We start from the raw sequence: 25,602 nt of genomic DNA, 5'->3' as shown, positions 1-25,602 counted from the left end.
GATGAAAAAAGCTTTAATTTTAACAGCATCTTTTGGTGGAGGTCATAACAAAGCTGCTAACAATATAAAAGAAAAGCTTGAGCAAAGAGGTTTTGAGGTAAATGAAATTGATCTTTTAAAAGAGATTTCTGAAAAATTAGATAATTTACTTGTTGGAGGATATCTGGGAATAGTAACTAAAACTCCAGAGATTTATGGACTAATTTACAAGAGCACAAATATTACACAGTCTCAAAATATTTTTTCAAAACCAATTTTAAATATATTAAGTAATAAAATATTACCAATTTTAGAAGAGAAAAAACCAGATGTAGTTATAGGAACTCATGTTTTTGCAATAGGTGTAATGGAACATATAAAGCAAAAAGATTATTATGATGTACCTTTTATTTCTGTAATCACAGACTATGTAACTCACAAAATGTATTTTAGTGACTATGTTGACTATTATATTGTTGCTAGTGAATTTACTAGAAATAAGATGATTGATGATGGAATAAAACAAGATAAAATTTTTGCTTATGGAATTCCAATTGATGATAGTTTTAAGGAAAGACACTATGACAAAAAAGAAGGGTTTAACATTTTAACAATATTTGGGGCTTTAGGAATGAATGATTTTTCTGAATACATTATGCCAATATTAGATATTGCTGATGACATCAAACTAACTATGGTTTGTGGTAAAAATGAAGAATTAAAAGAAAAGCTTGAAAAGAAATATAGCCTTTTTGTTGATCAAAATAGACTTGAATTTATTGGATATACTAATGAAATTGCAAAACTTATGGAAGAACATCAAATTTTAATTACTAAACCTGGTGGATTAACACTTACTGAGGCAATAATTAAGAATATTCCATTAATTATTCCTTTCTATATTCCTGGACATGAAGAAGAAAATAGAAATTTCGTTGTAGAGGAAGAAATTGGCGTTTACGCTAATGGAGTTGATGCAGTTGTAAAGGAAGTAACAAAGTTTTATAAAAATAGAAGAAGAGTTGAATATATGGCTTTAAATATGAGAGATATAGCTCAAGGATTCTCAGTAGATAAGATTGCTGATTTAGTTGAAAAAATTATATAAATACATTGACAAAAGGTATATCTTATAGTATAATGCACTTTGGACATATATTTTAGGAGGTTTATTATGAAAATTAAAAAATATTTAATTTCTGCTATGGCTATTTTCTTAATGGGTTCAATGGTTGCTTGTCAATCAAAACCAGCTGAAAATAAGAAAGCAGAAGAAAAGAAAGAAGAAAAGAAAGAAGAAAAGAAAGAAGAAAAACAAGTTGAAAAAGCTTCAGAAGAAGAAAAAGCAGCTACAATCAAAGCTTTAGAAGAACAAAAGAAAATCGAATTAGAAATTCCTAATTTAAAAGATTCTGATAAACAAAGCATTGAAAACAAATATGCTAACTTAATTTCTTCAGTTAAAGAAGATAAAATGGAAAAAGAAGATGTTCTTAAACTTAAAGATGCCGCTGAAAATTACGTAAACAACGTAAAAGAATCAAGAGGCGAAAAAGTTGAAAAGAAAGAAGAAAAAAAATAATATAGCATTTTCAATGAGAGCTTAAAGCTCTCATTTTTTGTAAAAAAATTTTTTTAAAATAAATAATTTGTAAAATGTAGGGTAAATAAGAAATAGATTTACTTCTTAAGTAAATTTATTTTAATTTAGTTTAAAATAAATAGTATAAAGCACTAATCACAATTATACTAATATTTATACCATACTTAAAATTTATAGAAAATAAGCTATGTAAAATTTTTACATAGCTGTTTTTTTAGCTAAAAAAATTTACAATAACATAGTAAGTATGATATAATGTATATAGCTTTATGCCTTTTGATAAAGCTATATACATTTCATAATAACTACCATAGAAAAATTATCATAACAACATTAAAAAAGAGTTATGATTAAATTTAGGGCTTTATGATTATTGATAAAGCTATATATTATATAAAAATAAAAATTGAGATAAATTAAAGTTAATTGTAGTTATAAAAGGGGAGATATACTTTGTTTGATAAATTAGAATTATTAATTGAAAAATTTGAGGAACTTGAAAAGAAAATAATAGATCCTGAAATTATGAAAGATATGAATGTTTGGCAAAAACTTGCAAAAGAACATGGCGATATGAAGCCAATTGTTGAAAAGTATAGAGAATATTCTAAACATAAAAAAGAGCTTGAAGAAAATAAAGAGATGTTAAAAGAAGGTTTAGATGACGATATGAAAGATCTTGTAAAAGAAGAAATTTCTGAACTTGAAGATAGCATCGAAAAAGAAGAACAAGAACTTAAAATTTTATTATTACCAAAAGACCCTAATGATGATAAGAACGTATTTATGGAAGTTAGAGCTGGTACAGGTGGAGATGAAGCTGGACTATTTGCAGAAGATCTTCTTAGAATGTACAGAATGTTTGCTGATAAGCAAAGATGGAAAACTGAAATAATGAGTATTTCAGAACAAGGTGTTGGTGGAATTAAAGAAGTTGTGTTCTTAGTTAAAGGACAAGGGGCTTATTCAAAATTAAAATATGAAAGTGGTGTGCATAGAGTTCAACGTGTTCCTGCAACTGAATCAAGTGGTAGAATTCATACTTCAGCAGCAACAGTTGCTGTTTTACCAGAAGTTGAAGATGTTGACGTAGTTATTAACCAAAATGATCTAAGAATAGACGTTTATAGGGCAAGTGGTAACGGTGGACAATGTGTAAATACAACTGACTCTGCTGTAAGAATTACTCATATTCCTACAGGACTTGTTGTTACATGCCAAGATGAAAAATCACAACTTAAAAATAAAGATAAGGCAATGAAGATTTTAAAATCTAGACTTTATGAAAAGTATCAAGAAGAACAAAATAAAGATATTGCTGATGCTAGAAAATCTCAAATTGGTTCAGGAGATAGATCTGAAAGAATTAGAACTTACAATTTCCCACAAGGAAGAGTTACAGATCATAGAATTAATATGACTATTTATCAACTTGATAGTTTCTTAAATGGAGATATAGGAGATATGATAGATGCATTAATTACTAGTGATCAGGCTAAGAAAATGTTGGCGATTGCGGAGTAGTGTATGGAACGTATTTTACAAAATAAATTAACTAGATTTGGTATTTATGTTGTATTGTATGTATTTGGAGTATTTGTATTTTTTAATTTGGTTTTTGCTAAAAATGAATCTGAAAAAATTGATAATTTAGTGAAAAATGTTGAAACTGAAAGTAGCAGCACACAAGAGGAAACAAAAAATATAAATGCAAATGGAATAGATGTCAGTAAACTATCTACAAATGTTAATACAGGAAAACCAAATAGTATTTTAACAGAAAAAACTATTCTTGAAGGTCTTAAAAATAGTGATGATCCTGATGTGAAAGAGATTTTAAAAAACAAAGATAAATTAAGCTTAAGCTATTTGGCCTTACTATATAGAAATCCAGAAGCTAAATTATTTATACAAGATAAATTAGAGAATAGAACAGTAGATGAATTTACTGGAGAAAGTGTTGATTTCAAGAGAGATATTCCTTATTATTTGCAATGGGATAGACGTTGGGGACAAAAGAAATATACTAGTGAAAATATTGCTATAAATGGATGTGGTCCAACTTCTATGGCAATGGTTATATCTGGATTATTAAAAGATGACTCAATAACACCAGTGGAATTGGCAAAGTATGAAGAGTATGCTGAAGGAGCTGGAACGGGATGGAAATATTTTACAGAAGTTCCAGAAAAATATGGAATAAAGGTTAAAGAATTATCAACTGATGAAAAAATTTATAAAAACGAGTTAAGTAATGGTAGACCAATAATTGCTAATGTAGGCCCTGGAGATTTCTCTTCAATTGGACATTATGTTGTTATAATTGGAGTTGATGACGATGGAAATTTCATCATAAATGATTCAAATAGTCCTACAAATACAAGTGAAAAATGGAGTTTTGAAAGGTTAAAACAACAAATAAAAAATTCTTGGTCTTATTATAAAGGAGAATAGGTTTGAATTTTTTGAATAGAATTTTAGAATTTTTTGCTTATTTTTTTAGATCAAAACCAGAAGGTTATGATATAGAAAAATTTGGATTTACCCATATTTTTCTAGTTATGTTTGCTTTTGTTGGAGCAATTTTAATATATGTTTATAGAGATAAACTTAAAAATAGTAATAAAAATATTTTAAAATTTTTTGTTGTGTTATTATTTTTACAACAAGTAATTTTGTATGGATGGTATATAACAAGCGGTGCATTTTCAATAGAGACAAGTTTGCCACTATATGATTGTAGAGTTGCTATTATATGCTTAATATATGGGGTATTTTTTAATAATAATAAATCTAAGAGAATTGGTATATATTTAGGGTTTGTAGGCTCAATTGTAGCTTTAATATCTCCGGATTTAGATAGATTTATCTTCCCACATTATACTTGGGTAAGTTTTTTTGTAGGACATATACTATTACTTTGGGTAAGTTGTTATATCTTCTTCGTAGAAGAAATAGAAATATCCTTTAAGAAATATACTGAAGTATTCATTTTTACAAATGTTTTGCATATAGCTGTTATAATTTTTAATAGTATTAGCAAATCTAATTACGCATTCTTATCAGAACCGCCAATTTTTAAAGAAGTAGCAGGAAGATTGCATCCAATAACATATATAGCAATAATGATGTTAATGTTGAACTTTTCTTTATATCTTGTTCATTCATATTTTATGAAATCAAGAGATGGAAAATTAAAATTATCACATAGAAAAATAGAAAATTAAAATAAAAAAAGTACTGACAATTAAGTCAGTACTTTTTCTTTTTAAATAGAATGTTTGAGGGTTTATTCCTATTTAACTAATACACCATTTGAGTCAAAAGTATAATTTACATTATTTATATTAAGTGTTTTGCTTTGAGCTATACGTCCATCATTTTCGGCATAATACCAATTTCCATCAACCATGAACCATTCATTGGCAGCAATACGTCCGCTAGCATTAGCAAAATACCATATTCCATTAACCATAAACCATTCGTTAGATGCGATACGTCCACTAGTATTAGCGAAGTACCAACTACCATTAACTATAAACCATTCGTTAGATGCAATACGTCCACTAGCATTAGCAAAATACCAATTTCCATCTACTAATACCCATTCGTTCTTTGACATTGTTCCATTAGATTCAAGATAGTACCATTTTCCATTTTCTTCAAACCAACTATCTTTAATCATATTTCCATCTTTATCAAATCTATACCATTCGTCATTTATTAATTTCCATTCATTTTTTACTTCTTGTTTGTTATTATCCGGGAAATCTAAACCAGCTTTTTCATATTCTATAACTAGAGGATAAATTCCTATGCTATGAACATCTGAAATTTTTACTATATCATTACTTTGTTCAAATTTTAAGTCTTCTTTTTTATCTCCATTTAAATAATAAACTGCTACTACTTTTTTATTTGCAGCAACTCTTCTTAGGATTTCGAATTCTCCGTATGCTAATTTAGTTCTCTCGCAATTTTGTCTTAAAGTATTAACTAAAACTAAATCTAATACCATTACATCTTTATCCTTTAATTGTTGATAATCAGCTTTATCTAAGTGGTTACTAATTAAGAATAAATCTTTGAAATCCATACCTTTAATTGTTGAATTACCAGGTTTACAAGTAATAGAACCATTAGTTCTTCCCAATATTTTATCTTTAACTTTAATTACTTCAGCACTTCCACAAGAAGAATGGTCAAAAACATATTTGATTCCAGGAACACCCCATTCAGTCTTATCTTTTACAACAAGAGGGAAGGTATCAATAATTAATTTTTCGTTTGTTGGCTTAGTAACATAAGTTACATCTTCCATCAATCTAACTTTTAAATGACCTAATTCATCAGTTGTTGCCTTTGTAGTATGATTTTCACTAATAAATTGAATTTCTTCATTTACAAGAGGTCTATTATCTTTAACAAATTTAATATCCATTTCATAAGTTCCGTCATTTAAAGTTTTAAAAGTATTTTCTTTAACAACAAGTTCTTTTAATTCTTTTTTATCTTTGAATGCATAAGGGAATTGTCCTTCTTTTGCTGCTTCAAAATGTTTATTATGCATAAAGTATTTAAATGAAACTAATTGCAAGAAATAAGAGTTCTTTTCGAATAATTCAAGAGCAGGTAATTGACCATTTTCGTCAAGAGAGAATTCTCCTTCATAACGTTGTTTACTTGAGTTAAATAATTTGAATTTAACATCTTTTTTATCTGCACCTTCAGGAAGCTTTACTGTAATAGGTAATGTTTTAACCTTGCTTTTGCTTATTTCACAAACATCATTTGAATTATCAGGACAGTTTGGACATGGAGTTTCTGAATCATTACCACCAAGGCCAGGAATGTCATTTCCAACACCGTCATAACGTTTTAAAAATACAGCTTTTACTTTTCTATCTTTACCTTGAGAAGAATCACCTTCTGCTACTTTTGGCCAATATAAACCATCTTCAGGATCTTTTACAACAGTAAATTCTATTGGTTTTTCTAAGTAGTATTCAGAATCTTTATCCTTCATAGTTATTTTATAAGATTTTCCAATACTAGCATCAAAGTTAAGGAAGTTATTTTCGTTTCTTCTGATTTGAACTGAATCTGAACCTACTTCTTCTATTTTAAAGTCGATAGATTTTGTTACATGTTTTCCGCCATGAATAACATAAATTCTAACTAAGTATGAACCTTGATAAACATTAAGTCTTTCAACTTTTTCCTTAGTATCCGTTACAACACTATCATCGTCATTTATTCTGAATTTAAAACCATTCATTTTAAATGTATATTCAAGGGCTCTAACTATATTTATAGTATAATCAGTATTCTTGTAAAGTTCTAATTCAACCTTTCCATTTTTACTTACAAATTCTTTAACTTCTCCACCGCCAGTTACTACGAATTTTACATTATCTTCAGTAACTGCCTTATGAGTAGTTGTATCAAAAACTTCAAGAACTTTTTTAGTTAATTTTCCGTTTTCAGGTTTTGTACCAACTAAGTCAGATTTTTTAACTACTATTAATTTTTTAACTTCATTACTTGAAGTTTTTCCAGATACTTCATCGTAGTATTTTGCAATTCCATCTTTATTAGCTTTAAACCAAATGTAATTTCCGTATTCGTTATCTAGTTTTAAAGTATATTTATCTTTATCAGTTGAAATTCCTAATTTCATTCTGTTTCCAACTGGAGCTTCAACGCCTTTTAATTTTCCGTTTTTAGTTACGTAGTCTTCCATATCCTTATTTTCTTTGTTAAAAGTATGGAAATTTATACCGTCTGGAACTGGTGTTCCATCTTCAAATACAACATCAATATCTTGAATTGTTACTTTTTTATTTTCAATTTCTGGTTCTTTTTCTTCTTCATCATTATTTGAAGTTTTTTCAAAAATTATACTATTAATTTGAACTTCATCACCATTGAAGTTAGAAGTACGTATAGTCTTTTTTAATTCATCAAATTTTAAAATATAAAGATCTTTCTTATCTTTTTTAATATTTGAAAATTGATAGTCTGAATTTCCAACAATTTCAATAGTATAAAGATTACCTTTATCTTCAACTTCTGTAAAGTCAAAAACGCCATTAACACTAGTAATTTCGTATTCGTCTTCTCCCCAATCCGCAAAATCCGGATGAGTTTTTACTTTTAAAGTAATTTCTTTGGTTATTTTTTTTCCTGTTTTTTTGTCGATAGCAGGTAAACAAAAGTCAGGAAGTTTTTCGTCTTCATATGTATTTGACTTTTCAGCATATACTGTATTGCCAATAACAGCAACTGTAGGAGTCAATGCTAAATTTAAAAGCAATGACATCGCTATGAATTTTTTAAAAATACTTTTTTTTGTTTTCATTCTTTCCTCCATAAAATTAATATTTACTATATGATTGTATACTGAATGAGTAGTTTTTTCAATAATATTATAAATGCTATACAATCCACTATACAACAAATATAATGCCAATCTACTTATTATAAACTAAAAATATATAAATAAGAACGGTCTTGTTATTTTTTTGACATATCTAATATATTAGTTAAATTTATAACTTTTAATATATTTGTTAATAGAATATATTTATATAAAATATTTCTAAAATTTTATTTAGTATTTACAACGATTAGGTTATTGCTTTATCACGATAAATGCAAAAGAAATATTTATAAATGTATAATCCGAAGCTTATAATCAAGTTGTTTAATATGATAAAAGCATATATAGTTAAATGTAATTGTATGTTTATTAAAAATTTTTTATGGAAGTCATTTTTTTATTTATAATAGTTTTGAATCATATATTTATATTAATAAGAGAATACCAAAGTTTTTTTGTCTCAGTTATGAAAAATATTCAATTTTATGGTATACTATAATATGGTATTATATATTGTAAAAAAGGAGTTTTAATTATGAAAAATTTATATTTATTATATGGTGGAAAGAGCGCTGAACATGAAATCTCAGTTTTAACTGCAAAGTCTGTTATTAATAATTTAGATAGAAATAAATATAAGATATTTCCTATTTATGTAGATAAATGTGGAAGATGGAATTACTTAGGAGAAAATACAAAAAATGTAGAAAATGATAAGGAAATTGTTGTTGAAGGTAGTGGGAATGTTGCAGATTCAATTTCTAAATTTTTTGCAAATAATTTTGTAAATGAAAATGCTATTTTCTTTCCTGCAATGCATGGAACTTTTTCAGAAGATGGAACAATTCAAGGCTTCTTCGATATAATGGATCTTACTTATGTAGGGAACAATGTATTATCTTCTGCTGTTTGTATGGATAAGGGTACTGCTAATGATGTTTTTGCTGGCAATGGTATTTTACAACCAGAGTATCATTTAGTTACAAAATATGAATTTGATAAAAATAAAGACTTACAAATAAAAAATATTCTTGAAAAAATAGGAGAAGTTTCTTTTATAAAGCCATGTAACGCAGGTTCAAGTGTTGGCGTTACTAAGGTAACTAAAAAAGAAGAAATTGAAGCAGCTCTTGTTGAAGCTTTTAAATATGATACTAGAGTTTTAGCTGAAGAAGCTGTTGTTGGAGATGAACTTCAAGTTTTAGTAATGGGAAATAATATATTAAAGGCAACATTACCTGGAGGTGTAAAAGTTACTAGAGAGTTTTTTGACTATGAAGCAAAATATCTAGATGAAACAACTGATCACATTATTCCATGGGATTTATCAGAAGAAGAAATTAAAGAAATTCAGTCTGTTGCAAAAAGAGCTTATGCTGTTACAAATTGTAAAGGCTTTGCAAGAGTTGATATTTTTGTAAGAGATAGCGATAGAAAAATGCTAGTTAATGAAATTAATACAATTCCGGGAATGACTGCTGTTTCTATGGCTCCAGCTATGTATATGAAAACTTTCAATAAAACTTATGGAGACTTTTTGGATGAGTTAATTGAACTTGCGATTGAAAATAAAAAAGAAAAAGATTCTTTAACAACTAATAGGGGGTAATTATGTTAAAAGCAACTTTAGAAACTATCGCAAAAATAGTTGGTGGTAATTTAGTTACTATAAGTATGAAAGATAAAGTTGTAGAAGGAGTTTCTACAGATACTAGAGATATAAAAGTACAAAATTTATTTATTCCACTTGTTGGAGAAAAATTTGATGGACATAATTTTGTCTTTGATGCTATACAAAAAGGAGCGGTTGCTACTTTATGGGATAAAAAACATCCTACTCCTTATCTTGATGCAGGAATTATTATAGTTGATGATACATTAAAAGCATATCAAAAACTAGCAAATAGTTATCTATCTGCTACTGGCGCGAAGGTAATTGGAATAACAGGATCAAATGGTAAGACAGGAACAAAAGATATTTTAGCGTCAATTTTAGAAGAAAAATTTAGAGTTCATAAGACTGCAAAGAATCTAAATAATGATATTGGACTTCCTAAAACTATTATGGAAATGGATTTAGATGATGAGGCTGTAGTTTTAGAAATGGGAATGGATCGTTTTGGAGATATTAGAACTTTAACTAATATAGCAAAACCTGATATTGCAGTAATAACTAATATTGGAGATAGCCATCTACAAGAACTTGGAACCAAAGAAAATATTGCTAGAGCAAAGTTTGAAATTTTAGAAGGTTTAAAACCAGATGGAGTTTTTATTTTTAATAATGATGATGATATTTTAAGAGAAGTTATTAAAGAATTTACAATTTCTCAAAAGGTTATTAAGATTGGAACAAGAGAAGATTCTGATGTAATCATAAGACCTATTCGTTCAGATGAAGAGGGAAGTAGCTTTTCTATTGGAGAATATGCTTATAGTATTCCATTTATTGGAAAACATCAAATATATAATGTATCAGTTGCCATTGCAATTGCGGGACTAATGGGAATGAATTATGCTGATATCGTAAGGGGACTTGCAAAAGTTAAACTTACGGGAATGAGAATGGAGCTTATGCATTTACCGAGTTTTGATATATTAAATGATTGCTATAAATCAAATCCTCAAAGTTTAACTTCTTGTATAGAAACAGTTTATTCTATGAGAGGATATAAGAATAAGATTTTAATCCTATCAGATATGCTAGAGCTTGGTGAAAACGAAAGAAAATTACATTTTGCAGTTGGGGAAAAAATAGATAGAAATAAAATTGATTATGTAATTTGTATTGGAGATTTAGCTAAAGAAATATACAATGGAGCAAATAGAAATTTCAATGTAAATAACTTATTCCACTTTGATACTAATGAGGAAGTAGTAAAGAAAGTTAAAGAAATTCTTTCTCAAGATACTTTAATTATGGTTAAAGGAAGTCGTGGAATGAAACTTGAAAAAATCATTGATATGTTAAAGGAGATTTAGAATGAATAAAGAAAGACTTTTAAATACATTTTTAGATTTAGTAAAGATTTATTCGCCTTCAAGAAATGAAATTAATGTTATGAAATATATAACGGAAAAATTAGAAAAACTTGGAGTTAAATATATTTTACATGACCACTCAGCTAAATATGGTGGTAATACACCAGTTATAATTGCAAAGCTAGAAAGAAATTGTGATGATACTAACTTAAATGCAATATCACTTTCTGCACATATGGATGTTGTAGAGCCTTCAAAGGATTTAGATGTTTATGTTGAGGATGGACTTGTTAAAACAAGGACTGAAACAACTTTAGGTGGAGATGATAAGGGTGGAGTTGCAATTATTCTAGAAACTTTTGAGAGTTTAGTTGAAAATAAATTACCTCATAATGATGTGTTTGCTGTAATAACACCTTCTGAAGAAATCGGTCTTTTAGGAGCTAAATCTATTAAATGGGAAGAAATTCCTGATGAATTTACACCAGCTAAAGACATGCTTGTTCTTGATAATGGAGGAGGAGCGGATCTTGTGGCGGTTGAAGGACCTTGTATGTATAAGATTAATGTTCATTATGAAGGAGCTTCTGCACATGCTGGTATTGAACCTGAAAAAGGTAGAAGTGCTATATTAGCTATGAGTAATGCTATTGCAAAGATGAAAATAGGAAGACTTAATGATTATACTACTTCAAACATTGGTAGTATAATATCTGAATTTCCAACAAATGTTGTTCCTAAAGATTGTAAAATCAGAATGGAAGTAAGATGTTTATATGAAGATGAAGCAAAAGAAAATGTTGATAATTATGTAGATATTTTTGAAAAGACAGCAAAAGAATTTGAAGTTAAATGTAATATAGATATAGAATATGATTATCCACCACTAAAACAAATAGATGGTAATGTACTTTTAAATAGAGTTTTAGATGCTTATAATAAAGTTGGAGTTGTTGCGAAACCAATAAAAATTGGTGGAGGTTGTGACGGAAATATCTATTTAAAAAATGGATTCAATTCAGTTATTTTAGGAGTTGGAATGTATAAAATCCATACGATTGAAGAATATTTAGTTATTTCCGATATGGAAAAAACAGCTGAGGCTGTTTTAGAATTCATTACAAAATAGGAGGAAATATGTATAAAGGATATAAATTATTGCAAGAAAAACATATTAAGGATGTAAATTCTGATTGTGTTTTACTTGAACATGAAAAAACGGGTGCTAGAGTTTTCTTGATGAAAAACAAAGATGATAATAAAACTTTTAGCATCGGTTTTAAAACTATTCCAAAAGATAACACGGGAATATGCCATATTATTGAGCATTGTGTGCTATCTGGATCAAGAAAATTCAAAACAAAAGAACCTTTTATGGATATGGTAAAGATTAGTACGGCAACTTTTTTAAATGCCTTAACTTTTCCTGATAAAACTGTTTATCCAGTTTCAAGTAGAAATGACAAAGATTTCAAAAACTTAATGGACGTATATATGGATGCTGTTTTCTTTCCTGTTATGAAAGAAGATAGAAGAATTTTCATGCAAGAAGGTTGGCATTATGAATTAGAAAATGAAGAAGATGAACTTAACATTAAAGGTGTTGTGTATAATGAAATGAAGGGAGCATATTCAGTTCCTGAAACATCTTTATATTATAAAGTTAATAATGCTCTTTGTCCTGATACAGTTTATGCTAAGGAGTCAGGTGGAGAACCTTATGAAATTCCAAAATTAACTTACGAAGATTTCTGTGAATTTCATTCTAAATATTATCATCCATCAAACTCATATATTTATTTATATGGTGATTGTGATATGGAAGAAAGACTTGAATTTTTGGATAGAGAATATCTTTCAAAATTTGAAAAAGAAGAACTTGATAATTTTGAAGGAAGTCAAAAAGCTTTTGAAAAGCCTAAAAATGTTTTTGATGAATATTCAGTTTCTAAAGATGAAGATACTAGCAATAAGACATTCTTAGCTTATGTTTCTTGTTTTGGAGAAAGTGAAGGCTTAAAAGATGGTATAATTTCAAAACTATTAAATGAAGTCTTAATTGATATGCAAGGAGCTTATTTAAAAGAAGCTCTTCTAAAAGCTAATATATGTGAAGATGTTGCTTCTATTTCTATGGAATCTACAAAATATTCAAGCTTTGGGGTATATGTAGTAAATTCTGAAAGAGAACATTTAGATAAATTTAAAGAAATTGTTGAGGACACTTTAAGAGAAGTTGTAAAAAATGGAATTGATAAAGATAAATTAATGGCTGTTTTAAATAGTACAGAATTTTCTATTAGAGAGCTTTTGAATTCTACAACTGCTGGAATAGAATGTTTATTCCATGTATTTGACAATTGGCTATATGGTAAAAATCCAATGGATTCACTTTCTTTTGATGAAACATTATCAGAAGTTCGAGAAGAAATTTTAAATAATAGATTGTTAGAAAGAATTATTGAAGAAAATGTATTAAATAACAATCATAAAGCTTTTATAGTTCTTGCCCCAAGTGCTGGTCTAAATGATAAAAAAGATTCAGCTCAAAAAGAATGGTTAAAGAGATATAAAGAGTCTTTAAATAAAATTCAATTGGAAAAAATCATTGAAAATACTAAGAATTTGATTGAATATCAACAAACTGAAAGTACAGAAGAACAAAAAGCTACAATTCCGAAATTAAAAATTGAAGATATTGATAAGGAAACTTTAAAAATTCCTAACGAGATTACTAAAACAGAAGATGTTACAGTTTTAAAACATGATCTTTTCACATCTGGAATAAGTTATGTTGATATTTGCTTTGACTTAAAACACATTTCTAAAGATGAAATAGTATATGCTTCATTAATTGAAAATTTACTTAAATCTTTAGATAAAAAGTCAATGTCATATAAGGATTTTTCGGTTGAAACATTTTTACGTTGCGGTGGAATCTCCACGTCAATCACAACTATGACAAATTCTAAAAATAGAGAAAAATTTGTTCCTAAATTCATAGTAAGTGTAAAATTCTTCCCAGAAAAATTAAAGGAAACAATAGAACTTTTAGAAATCTTATTGAAGGAAACAGTGTTTACAGATAAGAATAGAATAAAAGAAGAAGTTTTAGCTATAAAAGGTGAATTAGAACAAGATGTTATAGGTGCTGGACATATATACGGAATAAATAGAGCTAAATCTTATTATTCTAATAAGGCATATTATGATGAAAAAGTTAAAGGAATTGACTATTTGAAATTCATTCAAGATTTAGCTGATAATTTTGATGCTAAAATTGATAATGTAATTGAAAAAATGGAATTTGTTTACAATAGAATGTTTAAATTAAATGAATCTATTGTAAATATAACTACAACAAAAGATAATTTCGAAAATATTGAAAAAGGTTTTGTGAAACTAGTAAGAGAATTTGCAAATATTGAAGATTCATCTTATGACTTTACGTTTGAAAAAGAAAACTTAAAAGAAGGAATCGCAACATCATCTGATGTAAATTATGTTACATTTGCTGGAGATATGAAGAGATATGGTGTTGAATACTCTGGAAGTTTTGCATTACTTTCAAAAATATTGAGTACAACTCATATGCATAATAATATTAGAGCTATTGGTGGAGCTTATGGTGCTGGTTTTAGTATAACTAAAGATAGTGAAATAATTATGTTTAGTTATAGAGATCCAAATTTAAAATCTACAAAAGAAATATTTGCTTCAGTTGGAAATTATGTTTCAGAAATGGAAATACCTGATGAAGATTTAGAAAGCTTTAAAATTTCATTAGTAAAAGATTTTAATCCATTGCTAACTCCAAAACATAAGGGTTATACTTCAATGATTATGTATATTACGGATTCTAACGAAAAAGAATTAGAATTATATCTTGAACAACTTCTAAATGCTAAATTGGAAGATTTAAAAGAGCTTTCAAATGTAATTGACAAAACATTAAGTCAAGATTCATTTGTTGTTGTAGGTAATACTAATAAAATAAAAGAAAGTCCTGAAGAATTTAATAATATTGTAGTTTTGAAAAAATAACTAAGAAGGTTAAGTTTAACTTAACCTTCTTTTTAATTTACAAAAAATGTTAGATTACATATAACAAATATTAATATTTTAAATTTTTTAGTTTGTCTTATGTGAGTTTAAAAACGTTAATAAACAAAATTTATATTAAATAAGAAGTTCGTTGAAGAAAATCCTATAACAGCAGCAAAGATTACTGAAGCGCATAAACAAGCAAGTGATTGGGTAGAAGATCATAAAGAAGAAACTGCTGATATAGTAAAGGCTAACAATTGGGGTTCAGGTGATAGAGATATTGATTTATATTTTTTAAATGCTTATAGCTTTAGAGTATCTGATGAACAAACCGAAAAATCTTTAAATGATATTGTAAAAGACTATAAAAACTTCGGATTAATAGATAAGAATAAAGAAGCCACAGATATTTTAAAAGAAGTTTGGAAGCCTATTAATCAAAAATAATATGAATAAATTAAGTTATTTAAAAAAGAGTTATATTATAACTCTTTTTTATTATTTTAAAATTTACGTTAATATAAATTTTAAAATTCAAGAAAAACTATTTCATAAGCTTTACTTATAAATATTAGTATTACTATAAAGAATTAATATAGATAAATCATTGACTTAATTACTATAAATGATATAATTTAGTTAGTTAAAAACTTTTTAAATAACAATTAAGATTAGTACATAATTTAACAAAGTTTTGACAATACAATATTTGGAGGATTAGATATGAATAAAAAAGGAATAAGTATATTGTTGCTATCAGCAATGTTGTTTAGTGTTTCAGGTTGTGGAAAAACAGCAAAAAGAGCTGATGAAAAACAAACAACAGAAAAGAAAGATGATAAGAATGAAAAGAAAATGACAATTGCAGATGTTGATTTAAACGATCCTGATTTAGAGGAAAAATGGAAAAAAGAACCTCGTTATGGAACTAAGTTGGTTTTTGCATATAATGGGGGACTTTGTACTTCAGGTTTAGGGATCGCACAAGTTAAAGGATTTTTAGCTAAACAAGGACTTGAAGCAGAAATTAAAAATATTCCTAATGCAATGGATGCTATTGGAACTGGGAAGGCTGATGCTAATACAGACCATATTTCAACTTCAGTAGTTCCTGCTGTTAATGGAGTTAATGCTGTATTTACAAGAGCAGCACAAACAGGATGTAAATCTCTTTATGTTCTTAAAGACTCACCTTATCAAAAAACATCTGATTTAATCGGAAAAAGTATTGCTATTCATGATGCAATTGGTGGTTCAGACCATAATATAACTCTTAGATTCTTAGCAAGGGATAAAATTGATTATACAAAAATTAAATTTAAAGTAATTGAAAATGCTGCTACTATTCAAGCATTACAAAATGGTGAAGTTGAAGCTTCTATGTTCTCAGATCAATTTGCTCAAAAATTTGTTGATCAAGGTATTTTAAGACCAATTCGTTCAATTACTTTTGATGATGATTTCAAAACAGAACCATGTTGTGTACTTATTTTAAATAAACAATTTGTTGAAGAAAACCCAATTACTGCTGCAAAATTAACTAAAGCTCATAAAGAAGCTAGTGACTGGATTGAAGAAAATAAAAAAGAAGCTGCAGAAATTATAAATCAAAACAACTGGGGCTCAGGAGATGTTGAAAAAGATACTAAATTCTTAGAAACATATAATTTTAAAGTATCTGATGAACAAACAGAAAAAACTTTAATTAATGTACTAGATGATTATAAAGCGTTCAATCTAATAAAATCAGAACTTGACACTAATGAAACTTTATCAAAAATCTGGAGACCAGCTAAAAAATAATTGAGGTTAGTATGAGTAATATAGATATAAAGAGTTTAACTAAAGAGCAATTAAGGGAAATTGAACAAAAACCTAAGAGTAAATTTAGTAAGATTTTAGATAAAGTTATACTTTTTTTACCTGTTTTTTCAATTATCCTTGCTCTATTAGAGTATTATTATGTCCCTAATTATGGAAATAATTTAATTACAGATGTATATGGAATATTTTTAGGTGCTCAACTAATTATATTCTTGGTGTTAGGGATTTTATCGTTTTTTATAAAGAGAGTGTATTATAGAATTAGACATATCGCTCCATTTGCGACTTTTGTTTATATTTTACTATTGTTATATGATTATGCGACTTTAAAGTCAAATACTTTGTTGCTTCCTTATTTTCCTTGGGTGGATAATATTTTAAATGCAATGTTAACAGATCAAGCGTATTTGTTAGACTGTATTAAGAATTCGTTAAAGTTATTATTTACAGGATATTTCTGGGGAGTGTTAATAGGACTTATAACTGGTATAGCATGTGGTTATAGTAAAATTGTAAGTTATTGGATTTCTCCTTTTATGAAATTGTTAGGAGCGATTCCTTCAATAACTTGGATACCTGTTATCATGGTATTTGCTAGTTCTCTTTTCAAGGGAGCTGTAATTGTTATTGCGCTTGGCGTATGGTTTTCTGTAACTATGTCTAGTTATACTGGAATTAAAAACATAGATGTTTCTTATTATGAAGCTGCAAAAACATTAGGAGCTAGTGAGAGACAATTGATTTTAAATATTGCAATTCCTTCAGCTTTGCCACATATTTTTCAAGGTCTAGTTATGGGTATGAGTACAGCTTGTGTTTCGCTTTTAGCCGCTGAAATGATAGGGGTTGAATCAGGACTTGGTTGGTATATAACATGGCAAAGAGGTTGGGCGAAGTTTTCAAATATGTATGGTGCAATTATTATAATTTGTATTATATTTGTTGTAGTAAATTTTGCTTTAGGTTATATTAGAAAGAAAGTTCTTAAATGGCAAGAAGGGGTGATACAATAATGGAAAAAAGACAATTAGAATTAAAAAATGTAACGAAAATTTTTCCTAATTTCGATAATAAAGGTATCACCGAAGTTCTTCACAATATAAATCTTACAGTTGAAGAGGGAGAATTTGTTTGCATTGTTGGACCATCAGGTTGTGGAAAGTCAACTCTATTAAGATTGGTTTCGGGACTTATTCCTGTAACTGCAGGAGAGCTTTCGCTTAACGGAAAAATTATAGATGGTACAAATGTTAATAGAGGAATGGTATTTCAAAAACATACACTTTTTCCTTGGTTAACACTTAGACAAAATGTTGAATTTAGCTTTAAAATGGCTGGAAAATTAAAAGATAATAAAGAAAAAGTTGATAGATTTATTAAAATGATTGGAATGGAAGATTTTCAAAACTTCTATCCTCATCAACTTTCAGGAGGTATGGCTCAAAGAGTTGCTCTTATAAGAACTATGATAACTGAACCGGAGGTGTTTTTGCTTGATGAACCTCTTGGTGCTTTAGACGCTTTTACAAGAATGAATATTCAACATGAATTGATAGAAATGTGGAAGACAAATAAAAATATGATGTTTATGCTAGTAACTCATGATGTGGATGAAGCAATTTATCTTGGAACTAGAGTTATTGTTATGGCGCCAAGACCTGGAGTTATAAAAGAGGATATTAAGATAGATATGGAATATCCTAGAAATAGAAATAGTGATGAATTTATTGAGCATAGAAAACATATATTAGATGTACTTAATTTTACAACTTAGTGAAGTTGTATATAAATTTAAATTTTAGTTTAATTATATAATGTTCCTATTCGCAAAAGAGATGAGTTCGTCAGTGGCTTGTCTTTTTTGCTTATAATAGGCTTTTCTTATGAATAACAATTATCTAATAAGAAAATTGAATTTAACTTTTTGAATTAAATAATATATAATTTAATTAGAAATATTTAAAAATAATTTATTAAAGGAGATGCTATGAAAGAAGAAATAAACAATATAAAACTTCCGAGTAAATTTGATGATTTTAATGAAACTAGAAAAAATGGTTTCTTAAAAATGAAAGAATTAAAAGAATCTGGAAAGAATGTTGCCGGTATTTTTTGTACATATACACCGCAAGAAGTTATTTATGCAGCGGGACTTATTCCGGTTAGCTTATGCGCTACTACTGAAGATTCTATTAAATATGCAGAAAGAGATTTACCAAAAAATCTTTGCCCACTTATAAAATCAAGCTATGGTTTTGCAGTTAGTGATACTTGTCCATATTTTTATTTTTCAGATATAATAATTGGAGAAACGACTTGTGATGGAAAGAAAAAGATGTATGAACTAATGGGTGATTTTAAAGATGTTCATGTAATGCAATTACCACAAAATAATACAGATGAATTATCTTTTAAACTATGGACAAATGAAATATATAAATTAAAGAGAAGATTAGAAGAAAAATTCGATGTTGAAATAACCGATGAAAAACTGTGGGAAGCTATAAAAATAGGAAATCAAGAAAGAAGAAATTTAAAAAACTTCTTTGAACTTGGTAAATTAAATCCATCCCCTTTAAGTGGTGTAACTATGAGTGGTACTCAAGATGCTTTTGGCTTTAATTTTGATAGAGAAGAAAAAAATAAGAGTATTGTTGAAAAAACAAAAGAAATCTATGAATTGTGGGAAAAAGAACTTAAAGGCAAAAAAACTAACAGACCAAGAATTCTAATTACAGGATGTCCTGTAGGAGGAGTTCGTGAGAAAATTCTTACAAGAATTGAAGAAGCTGGAGCTGATATTGTTGTTTATGAAAACTGTTCTGGAGTTCGTGAGAAACTTGAATTAATAGATGAAACAATAGAAAATCCTATAGAAGCAATTGCGAAAAAATATCTTAATTTGAGTTGTTCTGTTATGACTCCAAATGAAAAGCGATTCAAAGATCTAGATACTCTTATTGATGAATATCAAGTTGATGCTGTTATTGAAATTGTACTACAAGCTTGTCATACATTTGCGGTTGAATCAACAAAGGTTAAAAAGTTTGTAACTGAGAAAAAGGGTAAACCATATATGTATATTGAATCTGACTATTCTATGACTGATGTTGGACAGGTTTCAACTAGAATTGAAGCGTTTTTGGAGATGATATAATGAATATTGGAATTGATATAGGATCAACAGCTTCTAAAGTTGTTGTATATGATAAAGAAAAAGATGAGATAGTTTATAAAATTTTAATGCCTTCTGGTTGGAATAGCAAAGAAACATCTGGAGAAATCTATAAAAATTTAGTCGAAAATGGATATGATGTAGATAATTCTTTTGTAGTTGCGACAGGATATGGAAGAGTCTCAGTTCCATATGCTGATAGAGTAGTTACTGAAATTACAACTCATTCAAAGGGAGCTATTTATTTATTGCAAAGCGATTGTGATGTTATAGATATAGGTGGACAAGACACAAAAATTATAAATATCTCAAATGGATTAGTTAGTGATTTTATAATGAATGATAAATGTTCTGCTGGAACTGGTAAGTTCTTAGAAGTTATGAGTAATAGGCTTGGAGTTACATTAGATGAAATGTTTGAATTATCAAAAGTAGGTACTCCTGTTCCTATTAGCTCAACATGTACTGTTTTTGCTGAATCTGAAATAATTTCTTTGATGGGGCAAGGAAGAGCAAAAGAAGATATAGCTAGTGGTGTTGTTCATTCGATAGCAAATAAGGTTGTTGGACAAACAAGAAAGTTTAGAAATGAAGCAGATTTATACTTTTTGACTGGAGGATTTTCAAATAATCCTTATATGGTTGAGCTTTTGAGTAGTATGTTAGGCAAAGAGGTAAGAACTCATGAGCTTGGAAGATTTGCTGGAGCTTTAGGAGCCGCACTAATGGGTAAGTAGATAAAAAAGTTCTGTTAATACAGAACTTTTTTTGTTAAATTAAAAAGAAAGCATTAAGCTTTCTTTTAAGGGTTACGGTGATTTGGGGGTACACCGTAATTTGGAGAGAGTAACTCATTAAATACAATGAGTAATATAGGTTATGTTATCTTATCTTTTAAAGTAAAGTATCTTCAATTCTAAGTGATACTAATTTACTTAATCACAGTATAGCACTTATATTAATAAAAGTCAATAGTTTTTTTTATATTTTTTAAAAATAGAAAAGTTATAAAATTCAAATTTTGTCTTTTAATTAAAAGTATGGTAAAATATTTTTAAAGTATTTTAAAGTGTTTAACAGAGAGGATTTTATGAAAAAGAAATCTTATGCAAAAATAAATTTGACTTTAGATGTAATAGAAAAAAGAGAAGATGGTTATCATAATATAGATGGAATAATGCAATTAATAGATTTGTATGATGAAGTTGAAGTTAATATATCTGATCGTTTTGAAATTACTTCAAATTCAAGGGATATACCTTTAGATGAGAACAATTTGGTTTATAAGGCTTATATTGCGTTGAAAGAAAAATATAAATTCAATGAAAAATTTTCAATACATATAGAAAAGAACATTCCAGTTGCTGCAGGAATTGCAGGTGGAAGTACAAATTCTGCAGTAGTTATTGAAATGATTGATGAAATATTAGGACTTAATATGAGTCTAAAAGATAGAAAAGAGATTGGAAGAAGCATAGGTGCTGATATTCCTTACTTACTTGTTGGAAAAACCGCAAGAACAAGAGGAATAGGCGATGAACTTGAAATTTTAGATAGTTTACCAGTTACAAATATTTTGATTGTAAATAATGGCGTTGAAATATCCACACCTTATGTGTATTCTAACATTATACCAACTGGTAATAGCAACAGAGTTGATAAACTTGTAGAGATTTATAAAAATAAGAATTATAAAGCGTTTTTTAATGATTTATATAATGTAATGGAAGAGGTATCAATTAACTATTGTCCTGAAATAAAAGAGATTAAAGAAAAAATGTATGAGTTCAATTCTATTAAAGCGCTTATGAGTGGTTCAGGTCCAACTGTGTTTGGAATTTTTGAAAATGAAGAGGATATAAATAAAGCTTATAATTACTTCAAAGGAAAGTATGATAATACTTTTGTAGTAAAAACAATGGAGAAATAAAATGGATAATAGAGCGATAGGAGTTTTTGACTCTGGAATTGGTGGGTTGACTGTTGTAAAAGAGTTAATGAAAATACTACCAAATGAAAAAATTGTATATTTTGGAGATACAGCAAGAGTCCCATACGGAAGTAGAAGTGAAGAGACAATAAAAAAATTCTCAAAAGAATGTATTAGTTTTTTAGATAAAAAAGATATAAAGTCTTTGATTATAGCTTGTAATACAGTATCTGCTGTTGCTATAGAAATGCTAAAAGAAGAATTCGATATGCATATTTTAGGTGTTATAATCCCTGGAAGCAAAATGGCAAGTGAAGTAACTAATAATAATCGAATTGGAGTTATAGGGACAAATGCGACTGTAAATAGTGGAGCTTATGAAAAATGTATAAAAAGTGAAAACGAACAGAATATAGTTTATTCTAAAGCTTGTCCTTTATTTGTACCAATAGTAGAGGAAGGGTTATCTGATTCAAATATCGCTTTGGAAACAACAAAACATTATTTAGAAGAATTAATAAATAAGAATGTAGATACATTAGTAATGGGTTGTACTCATTATCCAATATTAGAAAACACTATAAACATAGTAGTTGGAGATAAAATTAAATTAGTAAATCCTGCTAAGGAAACTGCTGCCGAAATGAAAAAGTACCTAGAAATGAACAATCTTTTAAATGAAGATATAAATGTAAAAGATAATATTTTTTATATAACAGATGATGAAAATAAATTTAAAAAGAATTTGCTAGATTTTATTGAAATTGAAAATCCTATAATAAAGAAAATAGATTTAAAAGAAAAGCAGATAGATGAAAAGTAATAAGTAGAGCTTTTTGTTAGAATTATAAAAAATAAAACCGACTAAAAAATAGTCGGTTTTTGTTTAAATAATTATTTAAAGAACAATACATTTGGCCATATTATTGAACTAATAACTTCAGAAGCTTTATAGTATCTATTTTTTCCGATAGGTTGGCCACTTTTATCTTTTATGTTTCCTGAATCAGGATCATATATTTCATAATAAAGTTCGTTATCTATATATTTATAACCCTTAACTATATAAGTATGTCGTACAACTTCCGGATCGTTATGACTTTTTCCAAGTTTGCTAGGATTGTTACGTACTCCATATATTTTATGCATATCTGAGAAGAACATTGCTATATATCCATTCTTTATATATCTACGAACCATCATATCAGTTTGCTCAGCATTCTTATGAGGAAAGGCGATATATTTTATATTTCTCTTCTTTAATACATCTAAAAATATGTCAGGATTCCAACCTTTACCATCAATTTCATATTCATTTCTTAAAGACTCACTTGTATCCTTACTATTAGGATCTAAGTACTTTAAAATCATTGCTGTACAAGTAGGAACACAATTTAAAACATGGTGTTTACCAGATAATCTTTGGTCATAATAATAATCATAATCTTTGTTATTTGAAACAGTAACACCTTGTTTAGCTTCTTCTTGACGAATTGCCTTTTCTTCCTCAAGTTGTTCAGGCAATGTTTTAACAACTTTCTTTTGTTGCTGTTGTTGTTGCTTTTGTTGATTTTGAGTATTTAACTTATTTTTAGAATTAGTTAGGGTCCCCTTGTTTTCATAATCTTTAATAAGTTGTTGAGCTTCTTCTTTAGCTTTTTTATTTGAATCTATAACTTTGTTATCAGAACAGGCTGTAGTAGTAATAATAACTAATAATGATAAAGATACTATTCTAAAAAATTTCTTCATACTTACCTCCAATTTAAAATAGTTGTAAATTTATTACTTGTTAATTATAACACAAATATAAAAAAATTGTAAATAAAAAAACAACTTTTAAATAAAAAAAACATCCTTAACCGTATTGACAATAAATAAAATAATTGTTATAATAAAGACCCAGTGAAAACTGGGTCACTTTTATTGAAAATTTTTAATAAAAAAATTTTTAAAAAAGTGTTGACAACCAAAAAAAGATGTTGTATAATGTAATGGTTGTTGTGAAACATTAACAATTTCATATAGTGATAAAAACTTTGAGAGTACAAAGAAAAACAATAATTTGGTGTAACAAAAAGTCAGCGAGAGCAGACGAACTTTTAATAGAGAGTTTGATCCTGGCTCAGGACGAACGCTGGCGGCGTGCTTAACACATGCAAGTCGAACGTGATTTTTATGGAAGGACCTTCGGGGACGGAAGTAAAATGAAAGTGGCGAACGGGTGAGTAACACGTGAGCAACCTACCTTACACAGGGGGATAGCCGTTGGAAACGACGATTAATACCGCATGAGACCACAATACTGCATGGTATAGGGGTCAAAGATTTATCGGTGTAAGATGGGCTCGCGTCTGATTAGCTAGTTGGAAGGGTAAAGGCCTACCAAGGCAACGATCAGTAGCCGGTCTGAGAGGATGAACGGCCACACTGGAACTGAGACACGGTCCAGACTCCTACGGGAGGCAGCAGTGGGGAATATTGCACAATGGGGGAAACCCTGATGCAGCGACGCCGCGTGAGCGAAGAAGGTTTTCGAATCGTAAAGCTCTGTCCTATGAGAAGATAATGACGGTATCATAGGAGGAAGCCCCGGCTAAATACGTGCCAGCAGCCGCGGTAATACGTATGGGGCGAGCGTTGTCCGGAATTATTGGGCGTAAAGGGTACGTAGGCGGCCTTTTAAGTCAGGTGTGAAAGCGTGAGGCTTAACCTCATTAAGCACTTGAAACTGGAAGGCTTGAGTGAAGGAGAGGAAAGTGGAATTCCTAGTGTAGCGGTGAAATGCGTAGATATTAGGAGGAATACCGGTGGCGAAGGCGACTTTCTGGACTTTTACTGACGCTCAGGTACGAAAGCGTGGGGAGCAAACAGGATTAGATACCCTGGTAGTCCACGCCGTAAACGATGAATGCTAGGTGTTGGGAGTCAAATCTCGGTGCCGAAGTTAACACATTAAGCATTCCGCCTGGGGAGTACGGTGGCAACACTGAAACTCAAAGGAATTGACGGGGACCCGCACAAGCAGCGGAGCATGTGGTTTAATTCGAAGCAACGCGAAGAACCTTACCAAGGCTTGACATATAGTTGAGTTATTGAGAAATTGATAAGTCCCTCGGGACAGCTATACAGGTGGTGCATGGTTGTCGTCAGCTCGTGTCGTGAGATGTTGGGTTAAGTCCCGCAACGAGCGCAACCCTTATCTTCAGTTACCAGCACGTAAAGGTGGGGACTCTGGAGAGACTGCCGATGATAAATCGGAGGAAGGTGGGGATGACGTCAAATCATCATGCCCTTTATGTCTTGGGCTACACACGTGCTACAATGGTTGGTACAACGAGAAGCGAGATAGTGATGTCAAGCAAAACTCTAAAAGCCAATCTCAGTTCGGATTGTAGGCTGCAACTCGCCTACATGAAGTCGGAGTTGCTAGTAATCGTGAATCAGAATGTCGCGGTGAATGCGTTCCCGGGTCTTGTACACACCGCCCGTCACACCATGGGAGTTGGCAATACCCGAAGCCGCCGATCTAACCGCAAGGAGGAAGGCGTCGAAGGTAGGGTTAATGACTGGGGTGAAGTCGTAACAAGGTAGCCGTATCGGAAGGTGCGGCTGGATCACCTCCTTTCTAAGGAGTACTAAGAACGACAGTTCAAAATTTAATTCTTAGTTTTATCACT

At 29.2% G+C, this 25,602-nt stretch carries 18 protein-coding genes and 1 rRNA gene; 17 read left to right on the top strand and 2 right to left on the bottom strand.

What is annotated here, in order from left to right; all coding sequences use genetic code 11:
- The first annotated feature begins 1 nt into the window (after nt 1).
- From ACLGL0_RS02415 to ACLGL0_RS02395, 5 genes are all read left to right on the top strand, one after another.
- Entirely contained in the window at nt 2-1,087 is a 1,086-nt protein-coding gene (locus tag ACLGL0_RS02415) for an MGDG synthase family glycosyltransferase (RefSeq protein ID WP_411013486.1), read from the top strand.
- Between the two features lie 66 nt (nt 1,088-1,153).
- A complete protein-coding gene (locus ACLGL0_RS02410) occupies nt 1,154-1,561 on the top strand; it encodes a hypothetical protein (protein ID WP_411013485.1) in 408 nt (135 codons plus the stop codon).
- A 474-nt stretch (nt 1,562-2,035) separates the two neighbouring features.
- Entirely contained in the window at nt 2,036-3,106 is a 1,071-nt protein-coding gene (gene prfA / locus ACLGL0_RS02405) for a peptide chain release factor 1 (protein ID WP_314558567.1), read from the top strand.
- 3 nt (nt 3,107-3,109) lie between these two features.
- A complete protein-coding gene (locus ACLGL0_RS02400; RefSeq protein WP_411013484.1) occupies nt 3,110-4,036 on the top strand; it encodes a C39 family peptidase in 927 nt (308 codons plus the stop codon).
- A 2-nt stretch (nt 4,037-4,038) separates the two neighbouring features.
- Entirely contained in the window at nt 4,039-4,809 is a 771-nt protein-coding gene (locus ACLGL0_RS02395; protein ID WP_411013483.1) for a YwaF family protein, read from the top strand.
- 68 nt (nt 4,810-4,877) lie between these two features.
- Here the strand turns inward: ACLGL0_RS02395 and ACLGL0_RS02390 are convergent, their stop codons facing one another.
- The gene (locus tag ACLGL0_RS02390) at nt 4,878-7,943 is read right to left on the bottom strand and encodes an N-acetylmuramoyl-L-alanine amidase family protein (protein WP_411013482.1); all 3,066 of its coding nucleotides are present in this window, start codon (nt 7,941-7,943) and stop codon (nt 4,878-4,880) included.
- A 556-nt stretch (nt 7,944-8,499) separates the two neighbouring features.
- Between ACLGL0_RS02390 and ACLGL0_RS02385 the strand changes: the two genes are divergently transcribed.
- The 11 genes from ACLGL0_RS02385 (at nt 8,500) to murI (ending at nt 22,745) form a co-directional block, all read left to right on the top strand.
- Nucleotides 8,500-9,573 carry a D-alanine--D-alanine ligase family protein gene (locus ACLGL0_RS02385; RefSeq protein WP_411013481.1) on the top strand — a complete coding sequence of 358 codons (1,074 nt, stop codon included), beginning with the start codon at nt 8,500-8,502 and terminating at the stop codon, nt 9,571-9,573.
- A 2-nt stretch (nt 9,574-9,575) separates the two neighbouring features.
- A complete protein-coding gene (locus tag ACLGL0_RS02380; RefSeq protein ID WP_411013480.1) occupies nt 9,576-10,946 on the top strand; it encodes a UDP-N-acetylmuramoyl-tripeptide--D-alanyl-D-alanine ligase in 1,371 nt (456 codons plus the stop codon).
- A 1-nt stretch (nt 10,947) separates the two neighbouring features.
- Nucleotides 10,948-12,075, top strand: coding sequence for a M20/M25/M40 family metallo-hydrolase (locus ACLGL0_RS02375; RefSeq protein ID WP_411013479.1), 1,128 nt, complete (start codon nt 10,948-10,950; stop codon nt 12,073-12,075).
- 8 nt (nt 12,076-12,083) lie between these two features.
- Nucleotides 12,084-14,990 (top strand): insulinase family protein, encoded by a 2,907-nt coding sequence (locus ACLGL0_RS02370; protein WP_411013478.1) that lies wholly within the window; start codon nt 12,084-12,086, stop codon nt 14,988-14,990.
- A 726-nt stretch (nt 14,991-15,716) separates the two neighbouring features.
- Nucleotides 15,717-16,796 (top strand): ABC transporter substrate-binding protein, encoded by a 1,080-nt coding sequence (locus ACLGL0_RS02365; RefSeq protein ID WP_411013477.1) that lies wholly within the window; start codon nt 15,717-15,719, stop codon nt 16,794-16,796.
- Between the two features lie 11 nt (nt 16,797-16,807).
- Nucleotides 16,808-17,830, top strand: a complete 1,023-nt coding sequence (locus tag ACLGL0_RS02360; protein WP_314558591.1) for an ABC transporter permease — start codon at nt 16,808-16,810, stop codon at nt 17,828-17,830.
- Entirely contained in the window at nt 17,830-18,591 is a 762-nt protein-coding gene (locus ACLGL0_RS02355) for an ABC transporter ATP-binding protein (protein ID WP_411013476.1), read from the top strand. Before ACLGL0_RS02360 ends, ACLGL0_RS02355 begins: the two co-directional genes overlap by 1 nt.
- A gap of 213 nt (nt 18,592-18,804) precedes the next feature.
- Nucleotides 18,805-19,974 carry a double-cubane-cluster-containing anaerobic reductase gene (locus ACLGL0_RS02350; RefSeq protein ID WP_411013475.1) on the top strand — a complete coding sequence of 390 codons (1,170 nt, stop codon included), beginning with the start codon at nt 18,805-18,807 and terminating at the stop codon, nt 19,972-19,974.
- Nucleotides 19,974-20,729: an acyl-CoA dehydratase activase gene (locus tag ACLGL0_RS02345; protein WP_314558598.1), complete on the top strand. Its 756-nt coding sequence runs from the start codon at nt 19,974-19,976 to the stop codon at nt 20,727-20,729. The genes ACLGL0_RS02350 and ACLGL0_RS02345 overlap by 1 nt, the downstream gene beginning before the upstream one ends.
- Nucleotides 20,730-21,082: 353 nt before the next feature.
- Nucleotides 21,083-21,922, top strand: coding sequence for a 4-(cytidine 5'-diphospho)-2-C-methyl-D-erythritol kinase (ispE, locus tag ACLGL0_RS02340; RefSeq protein ID WP_411013474.1), 840 nt, complete (start codon nt 21,083-21,085; stop codon nt 21,920-21,922).
- A 1-nt stretch (nt 21,923) separates the two neighbouring features.
- Nucleotides 21,924-22,745, top strand: coding sequence for a glutamate racemase (gene murI / locus ACLGL0_RS02335; protein WP_411013473.1), 822 nt, complete (start codon nt 21,924-21,926; stop codon nt 22,743-22,745).
- Between the two features lie 71 nt (nt 22,746-22,816).
- Here murI and ACLGL0_RS02330 read toward each other — a convergent pair whose 3' ends face one another.
- The gene (locus ACLGL0_RS02330; protein ID WP_347714458.1) at nt 22,817-23,674 is read right to left on the bottom strand and encodes a cysteine peptidase family C39 domain-containing protein; all 858 of its coding nucleotides are present in this window, start codon (nt 23,672-23,674) and stop codon (nt 22,817-22,819) included.
- Between the two features lie 350 nt (nt 23,675-24,024).
- On the opposite strand from ACLGL0_RS02330, the gene ACLGL0_RS02325 reads away from it, so the two are divergent.
- Nucleotides 24,025-25,550: ribosomal RNA gene (locus tag ACLGL0_RS02325) — 16S ribosomal RNA — on the top strand.
- Nucleotides 25,551-25,602 lie beyond the last annotated feature (52 nt).

The sequence above is a fragment of the Parvimonas pharyngis genome (genome assembly GCF_046569675.1).
Classification (GTDB): Bacteria; Bacillota; Clostridia; order Tissierellales; family Peptoniphilaceae; genus Parvimonas.
This window is presented reverse-complemented; position numbering and strand designations above follow the sequence as displayed.